Genomic DNA, 8,502 nt, shown 5'->3' with positions numbered 1-8,502 from the left:
CGAAAATAGAGTAGAGGAGTGGGAAAAATGAGTATTATTGATTTGTATAATAGTGCGACTACAACAAGCTATATTGGTATTACGTTTATTACCTTTTTAGTTGTTGAGGCACTGAAAAAATCTAAAATAGACAACAAATATATGCCACTGATTGCCTTAGTAATCGGTGGCATTTTAGGTATTATGATGTCTTGGCTAATTTATGGAGATAATCCTGGCTATGGCTTTATCTATGGCGTTATGGCTGGTGCGTTAGCTACGGGTTCTTATGAGACTGTTAAAAATATTTTTGGAGGTAAATAAATATGTTGAACGGTATTGATATTTCAAATTATCAAGCAGACTTAAATGCAGGGGTGATTGGTGCAGATTTTGTTATTTTAAAGGCAACTGAGGGGCTTAATTACATTAACCCTGTAGCTGACCAACATTATCAGCAGGCCAAGGCGGCTGGTAAGCTGTTAGGCGTCTATCACTTTATGACAGCAGATGACCCACGAGCACAAGCAGAGTTCTTTGTTAATAACGTTGATGGTTATGTTGGTGAAGCAGTGCTAGTGTTAGACTTCGAAGCTGGTGGATTAGCGCTAGGTTCAAACGGGGCTAAGGTATTCTTAGACCGTGTTAAGGAGCTAACGGGTGTTGCACCATTGATTTACATGTCAAAGTGCACGATTAATCAAATGGATTGGTCGGCTGTAGCGCCAGAGTATGGCTTGTGGGCTGCTCAATACGCTAATTATGCCCGGACAGGATATCTTAGTGACCCATGGACTGATGACACTGGTTGGGGAGCTTGGGGACAACCAGCATTGTTCCAATATAGTTCAAGTGGCGCTTTGAATGGTTACACTGGCAATCTGGACTTAGATATTGCTTACATGGACGCTGATGCCTGGCACAAGTTCGCCGGTAAAGACACAGCTAACCCAGATATTAATAACGGCCCTCAACCACAACCAAATAAAGTTGTAGACCAGGTGTTAAACGTTGGTGATAATTTCAGTTTCGCCGACCAAATTTATCGGGTTGACGAGTTGAAGATGGTACATGGTTTCTGGCAATTCATTTCTTATGAGTTGGCTGGTGGAAATGATGCTAATTGGGAAAATAACGGTGTGCCAGCAACAATTGTTGATGAAGTAACTGTTGGTACTTTATCCGCTGAAGGACAAGACCAAGTTTTGCAAGTGGGTTCATATGCTAAGTTTAAGAAGACAGAACCATGGCCGGTCTTAGAGGTAGATGCAGAATCAAATGGTGTTAAGGTTGATACAGACGGATATGGTACACTTTGGTTAGATGCTACAACGCTTACTAAGATTTAAACTTGAGTTAAGCAACTAGGAATATCATGTGTTTTAGTAGCAACCCAACTACTTAACATTCACAGCATACTCCTAAGTGCAATTGAATAAACAACAATTGATTATTACAACCATTTTAATCAACAATTAAAGCCTCACTAGGTAGATTAATCTCTACTTGGCGGGGCTTTTTTGTTTATGCTGTTGGTTGTCAAAATGCATTGAAATAGGTAAAAAGTTTACGTTGGATAAAATGTAAAGAGCACGGCAAATATCTAAATTATCGAAGCATGGCACGCCCTTTTATTCGTAACTTAGCAATAAGTGAGGACCTTGTAGAGTTAAAGCAATTAATTGCAGATAAAGAGAAACAAATAGTATAAGGCACAAAAAAGGCACCTGAATAGCTGTAAACTCCTATATGAAAGCAATGTGTCGTTCCCACGTACAATGAATCGTCTTTGGCCTTAAAAGATGGATAAACACTTACAAACCCTTATTTATAGGTGCTTGTGGGTGTTTTTTTATTTATGACAATTGAACTTAATTGTCTTAGTTGGATTAAATAGGCTAAGGAAAGAACTATGTATAGGTAAAAATGTCAGTAAAGTATAATTTGAACTATAGGTTGGCTTAATATGTGAAAGGCATAGATATAGGCATTGCATCTATACTTACATTTTGTTAGTATTGCTTCATGGGAATTGGTTCCATGCATTGAAAGAAGATGTTACATAACTTTGATGTAATCCCTTTAACTTAAATGACAGAGCACGCTTCCTAACAGGCAAAGATGTTCGGTTAAGCTCATTAAGGAATAGGTTTAGAGCAGTAACTCTATTTAACTTTAATTAACTCTATTTAGGATTGGTTTTTCGCTAGCGGTTTGGTACTTAATTGTTAGTACATTTTGGTTAATGTAGCTTTTAGTAGTGATTTTTTAGATGGCAAAGGATGAAGTTAGATTTGAGGGGGGCAAGATTATGGATGATGAGTTTATGGTTGGTGATGTTGTAAAAGTACTGTCACGGCCATATGAAGGCTATGAAGGAACTATAATTGGTACGGATAAGCTGACCCATGAATATATTGTATTTGTACAAGGCTTTGAAGAAATCTATTTTAAAGAGAATGAGTTACGAGCAATTTGATGCTAAGGTAGGGTCTTCACAGTATGAAGCTCTTTTTATTTTGTATCTATAGATCAGAAATTATGTATTGGACTTAATTAATAAGGTAAATAAATATATCGGTTAAGGCAAAAGACAGTAAAACGTATGTCTCTATAGTTTAAATGGGAAAACACTGGACCGCAACTCCAAGAAATCTTGGTTCGAATCCGAGTAGAGACTTTAAAAAAGGGCAGTTAACTACGCTTTGCTAATTGTCTTTAATAAAAAAAATAGTGATAAGTTAGCTTTTTAAAATTAATCATCCATTTTCAACGGAGTATTATCAAAGTAGTTATTGTTTCAAGGATGATTTAAACAAAATAAGAGAGTAGGGAGCCAGCAATTTGTTAAAGACGCTTTAAAATAATTCATTGTAAGATGATTTGGGAAAAGTTCCTTAGAAATTAACATCGCTAGGGCAAAGTAAATCATTATTACGTTAAAAAGAATAGACAGGTAACTGTTTTATAGCTTATAGTTTACTAATGTATAAATTTGCTTTGGAATAAGTGAATACGCTAAAGATGTACCGGGAGATAATATGGCAACCGACGAAAAATTTTATCGATTTGATCGTGACTTTGATATTATGCGCTTCATAATTCGATTAATCGAAAAAAAACATCCAATTTATGAGCGAGAAAATATCGATAAAAAAATGCAATTAATCCGTGATCAAGAATACGCTGTGCGTGAAAAAATGGATGAGATTCGAGACGCTCGTTTTTTTGATGCTGGTGATCTTTTTATTTCTGCCAAAGTTTTGCCAGAGAAAGCAAAGAACAAAGGTGAAGAATACCGTGTGGCTTTAGCATTACCTGCTAAACGAAAATTCGCAAAAAAATTGTCTGATTTGGGTGTAGAGGTAACTTATCGTGATTATAAAGGTGACGATATTATCTATTGGTCAGTTAAGGCGGCATATCAGGCAACACATCAGGTAAAATAGTTGGTTTTTTAATTCACTCCTAATTGCTGACAATTATTTGTATGCTAATTTTTAAAATAGTTTAGACTTCGTGACATAAGTTACTTGAATTAAACTTGTGATTAAATAACTTATCTGTGAATTTTATTTATATAACAGTTCTAACTTGAAATATATTTAATTTAGCATTGTATTTAGATTGTAGTTATTTATATGGCTACTCTTATTTATATCCTGCTCCTAGGGAAATTTACTGGCTAGTTTTAGTTAGTAAAAATCCCGTTAAGTTGGCTGATTACGACTTAACGGGATTTTTTAGTTGGTTTTATAAGATGAGAAGGTTGAAAAGCTTTTGGCGTGATTAAACTTAAGGTATTTGCCAAGATCAAGACTGGGCAAATATTTTTATTAAGCTGAGCTTAAATTTGAATCAAAATTAATTCAAAAGAAAATTTTTTCATTAGACCAATTATTAATAGAGACAATCGAAGCCCGATACACTAAATTTAGCAATAGGAATTGAGTTAAGGTAAAGCTTGATAGATTAGTGTTTTAAGAGTTAATTTAAAATTTTTCGAGTTGGAAATAAACATCAGAAAAAACAAATAATATTACATATTATTTGTAAGAGTATTTTTAGATGAAAAAGCTAATGAAAACTGACTGGGATTAACCATAAATCTGAGAATTTTATTGTAAAATAGATTTGAAAAAATAAGATGAAATAATTATATTCACAAAAAGTTCACAAAGTAAAGCTTGATATAAGGTAAATTATAAGTGTAAGTAGTTTAAAAAGTCGGTTAGTAGGCAAAAAATTCAAATTTAAAGCTTATCAAAATAAATTTAAATTTAATCGTGCTAAGATGATAATGAAGGCGGGTGATTATAAGGCGGACTAAGTTAATGGTGCATCGAAAAGTTATGTTTAACTATTTATTTAGTCAAATAGTTAGTTGATATTAATTGAGAGGGACAACTAATATACCAATTATTTGACTAGATAAGTTAATAGAATAGTGAGAGCTAAGTTAGCAGGCCTAAAATATCGAGGACACCAACAGAATCCGTCAAAGAAATAAACGTAATTAAAAGTGTTAGTTAAAGAAAAAGAGAATTGGGGAAGTAAGAGTCATGAATGAGAAATTAATTCAAATTAAAATTGATGAAGATATTAAGCAACAGGCAGACGAAGTTTTTAAGAAGCTAGGTTTAACGACCCAAATAGCAATTAGAATTTTTATGACGCAAGTTGCTAAGACAAAAGAGACACCATTCGACAATTTATTTACAGGTAAAAATAATTATTAAAATAAAATCAGTAATTAAATTTTGTTCTTTTTCAAGCAAATAAGGTATACTTTAAGTAAGAAGTACAATTGTATTTCTAGAACAGCTTAGAGGAGGATGAAACTATGTCACTTGATGAACAAATTAAGGGAACCACTGAGGAAGTTTCAGGTAAGGCTAAAGAGGTAAAAGGTACAATTACTGATGACCATGAGGCTAAAGCCGAAGGTAAGCTTGAAGGATTGACTGGTAAGGCTCGTAAAGCAGTCGATGATTTGAAAGAAAAAGCCGAAGATGTTGTAGATGATGTCAAAGAAAAATTTGAGAAAAAAGATTAAAAGCATAAAAGTAAAATCACCACGATTATTGTCGTTGGTGATTTTTTATTTTGTCAGATAACTGGTTTGAAAAGCTGTTAATGATTAGCTAGGTTTATTTCGAATTGTTGCATAAATTATGCTGCATTTTAAATGCGCAAAACTAATTTTTCTGTTAGCATGGACTGTATTAGATACTAATAGTAAATTTACGGGGGAGTTTATGCAAATAAAACCATTAGTGGCTTCTGAACAAAAGTACTGGCAAAATGTTTATATAGAGGCTTTTCCCGCCTATGAGCGAATTGCTTTTTCAGAATTGCTTACTAGGCAATTAGAAGAGACAACACTTAAGCTAAGCATTTTATGGGCAGATGGACAAAATGTTGGGATTTTAGTCAATGTTGAGCTTGAAGCAAAAAAGACCTTTATTCTATATTTGGCAATTGATCCGAAAATTCGGAGTGCTGGATATGGCTCAAGAACCTTGAGCTTATTAAAGGAGTTATACCCTGGAGGGGTAATTTTAGAGAGTGAGCAAATTGGAACTAGTGCTGAAAACGAAACGCAGCGGGTTCGGCGATATAATTTTTATCAGAAAAATGGGTTGCTTGATACAGGTTACCTAACCAAAAACTTAGGTGGGATTTTCCATCTCTTAGCCAGTGAAGCAACCGTGACGCTGGATGATTATTTGCTTGCCAGTAAAAGTTTGGGCATTGATGTGGTGATTGGTGAAAAATAAGTTTTTATGTATGATGATTAATTTCATGATAAAATATGAGAAATGTTGCGTGAAGCAAATTATTTAAAAATAATTTTTAACCGGCCGGAGCGGGGATAAAGATAAAGCTACCGGCCTTTTATGCGTAAAAAAGCAATGGAAGATAAAAAATTTTGATTGAGGTTATTATGGCGGAATATAAAAATTTAGCACTTTATTTAAGTGCGCGCGATACAACAATCAATAACTTACTTTTAACTCATTATCTAGAATTAGGCCTTTCAAATGAGGAATTTTTGGTCTATTTGCAAGTTAAAATGATGATTGACGAAGGAGCACGTGAACCTAGTACCGAGAAAATAGGGCAAGCTTTGGGGTGGACGCCGCAAGTTGTTTTTAACCACTTAACAACTATGCGCAATAAAGGATTGTTAAGTTTTACTACACAACGGGGCGGTGACGGACGGGTTACAACTTTACTTGATTTCGAGCCTATGTATGAACAATTACTTAACTTGGATTTTACTGGTATGGCAGCAGCTAGTACAAGAATTTTGACACCGCTAGCTTCAGAAAAAAATGAAGATACGACTAAACGTGCTGAAATTTATCATATCTTAGAGCAAGAATTTGGTCGGCAATTAACACCAATGGAGTATGAAACGATTGGTAGTTGGTTTAATAAGGATCAATTTGATCCGGCTTTAATTAAGCAGGCAATTCAAGAAGCGGTAATTAATCAAGCGCTGAGTTTACGCTATATTGAAACAATTTTAGTTTCTTGGCAAAAGAAAAATTATCGTTCGGTACAAGAAGTATTAGCGCACCGTGAATATCGGCAAAATCGACAAGAAGCAAATGTAGTGGATATTCCGGATATTCCAATGGATATTGATCCTTCAAGTGTTGACTGGAGTAAACTGTAAATTTTGTTATTTAGGATATATGATTTAAAAAGTTTTAAAATCTTTGTGACAGGGCTTTTATTTTTTCAGCTATCTTGAACTTTAACAATAAAAGTAAAAAATAAGCTTCTTCCAAACTTAAAAGCGCCATTGTATTTAATATGCATTGGCGCTTTTAAGTTTGGATAAAAACGAAAGCAATGGTTCTTGTAAGTGAGTTATTAATTTAAGTCAAGTTAATTTGCTTAGTCTTAAAAATTTTTTCTAAGTTATAGGTTATAAATGTTCATATGAGAAGCATTTAATTTTACCAGCTTTTATTATTGTATTTATGGTTAGTTATATGTTTGTAATCTTTCTATATAGTTTAATTAAGTGTAATGCCTGGTAAAACATGGTAATAAACTATTGTTTCCTAATTCACAAAAAATTCATATTCATGTTTTAAACTTTAAAAGTTAAGGTCATGAACTATAAAAATTCATGAATGGATACTAACTGAGAATTACTTTTGAGGAGTTAGAGGGGAAACATGTCAAAGAAGAATAACATTAAAAAAATGCAAAATTCTGATAAAAAAATGCGACATAAGGGCTATAAGGTTAATAAATCTTGGGTTTATGCAGCAATTACAAGTTTTGTTGGTGCTTTTGGTGGAGGACTGGCGGTTCATTCAGCAGCACATGCAGAAGTAACTAATAATAAGCATAAAGCTAGCGTTGAAACAAGTACGGAAAAAGTTTTAGCAACTCAAAAAAAAGCTACAATTCCTAGTATTGATTCTATAAATAACACAAAGCTAGAAAATAAAGATACTAGGGCGGTAACTCTTAAAATTACGGGTCGTTTTTTAGACAGTGAAAATAATAATGCACCTTTAGCAGCTGATAAGGTAACTACATATAGTATGGGAGATACTTTTCAATTTCCATTACCAATTGACGTTCCCGGTAAGGTAATTGATGCTACTCGTCTATCATTTGTTATTGATGGTAGTGAACTTACATATAGTATCTTGGCTGATATTTACAAATCTACTACGGGAGAATACCCAAACTCAATTAAAGATTTAGTTGAGTTTATGAATTCAGGAGAAATTGGCGACCTAACAGTTCAAGATTCTAGTGATGTTGAAATCGACTATTACTATCATGCAGACCATTCAGTTTTTGAGGCAAAAAACTACTCAATGGATGCAGGAGCTGATGCACAAGCAAAATTTAAAGCTTCGGACATGATACAAAAGCTGGTTGACTCAACTGGAACAGCAATAACTAACTTTGATAGTGTCACCGTTGATACCAGTGATGTTAAGTGGGATACCAAGGGGAGTTATACCGTTAAATTCAGCTATCTCGATGTAACATCGGGTAAGATGTTAACTGCAGAAGCAACGTTGACCTTAACATCTTCAGCTAGTGAGTCGGCATCAGATTCGTTAAGTGATTCGATGTCAGGCAGTGACTCGATATCAGATTCGTTAAGTGATTCAGTGTCAGGTAGTGACTCGATATCAGATTCAGTAAGTGATTCGGTGTCAGGCAGTGACTCAACATCGGATTCATTAAGTGATTCAATCAGTGGTAGTGACTCAACGTCGGATTCGTTAAGTGATTCAATTTCAGGTAGTGACTCAACATCGGATTCGTTGAGTGACTCACTTTCAGATAGTGATTCAGCATCGGATTCATTAAGTGATTCAATTAGCGGTAGTGATTCAACATCAGATGTAATAAGTGATTCTGAATCAACGTCTGATTCATTAAGTGACTCAATCAGTGGCTCAGATTCAACATCGGATTCATTGAGTGATTCAATCAGTGGTAGTGACTCAACGTCCGATTCATTAAGCGATTCAA

General features: G+C 34.3%; 9 protein-coding genes and 1 tRNA gene. All 10 read left to right on the top strand.

Annotated features, from left to right (window positions below; all coding sequences use genetic code 11):
- Positions 1 to 27 precede the first annotated feature (27 nt).
- Complete coding sequence (locus TT13_RS10615; RefSeq protein ID WP_045477317.1) at positions 28 to 303, top strand: holin; 276 nt, start codon at positions 28 to 30, stop codon at positions 301 to 303.
- 2 nt (positions 304 to 305) lie between these two features.
- Complete coding sequence (locus TT13_RS10610; protein ID WP_052348636.1) at positions 306 to 1,328, top strand: GH25 family lysozyme; 1,023 nt, start codon at positions 306 to 308, stop codon at positions 1,326 to 1,328.
- Positions 1,329 to 2,290: 962 nt separating this feature from the next.
- Positions 2,291 to 2,458, top strand: coding sequence for a hypothetical protein (locus tag TT13_RS11425; RefSeq protein WP_190279675.1), 168 nt, complete (start codon positions 2,291 to 2,293; stop codon positions 2,456 to 2,458).
- Between the two features lie 128 nt (positions 2,459 to 2,586).
- Positions 2,587 to 2,659, top strand: a tRNA-Cys gene (locus TT13_RS10605).
- Positions 2,660 to 3,020: 361 nt separating this feature from the next.
- Positions 3,021 to 3,428, top strand: a complete 408-nt coding sequence (locus TT13_RS10600) for a hypothetical protein (RefSeq protein ID WP_027699925.1) — start codon at positions 3,021 to 3,023, stop codon at positions 3,426 to 3,428.
- 1,113 nt (positions 3,429 to 4,541) lie between these two features.
- Positions 4,542 to 4,718, top strand: coding sequence for a type II toxin-antitoxin system RelB/DinJ family antitoxin (locus TT13_RS10595; protein ID WP_027699924.1), 177 nt, complete (start codon positions 4,542 to 4,544; stop codon positions 4,716 to 4,718).
- Positions 4,719 to 4,822: 104 nt separating this feature from the next.
- Positions 4,823 to 5,035: a CsbD family protein gene (locus TT13_RS10590; protein ID WP_027699923.1), complete on the top strand. Its 213-nt coding sequence runs from the start codon at positions 4,823 to 4,825 to the stop codon at positions 5,033 to 5,035.
- Between the two features lie 202 nt (positions 5,036 to 5,237).
- Entirely contained in the window at positions 5,238 to 5,759 is a 522-nt protein-coding gene (locus tag TT13_RS10585) for a GNAT family N-acetyltransferase (protein WP_027699922.1), read from the top strand.
- 167 nt (positions 5,760 to 5,926) lie between these two features.
- Complete coding sequence (locus tag TT13_RS10580; protein ID WP_027699921.1) at positions 5,927 to 6,664, top strand: DnaD domain-containing protein; 738 nt, start codon at positions 5,927 to 5,929, stop codon at positions 6,662 to 6,664.
- A gap of 511 nt (positions 6,665 to 7,175) precedes the next feature.
- A partial coding sequence (locus tag TT13_RS10575) for a KxYKxGKxW signal peptide domain-containing protein (protein WP_045477309.1) occupies positions 7,176 to 8,502 on the top strand: 1,327 nt, incomplete at its 3' end.

This window comes from Weissella oryzae SG25 (genome assembly GCF_000691805.2).
Lineage (GTDB): Bacteria > Bacillota > Bacilli > Lactobacillales > Lactobacillaceae > Weissella > Weissella oryzae.
Note: the sequence above shows the minus strand (reverse complement) of the source record. Positions and strands in the feature narration are given on the sequence as shown.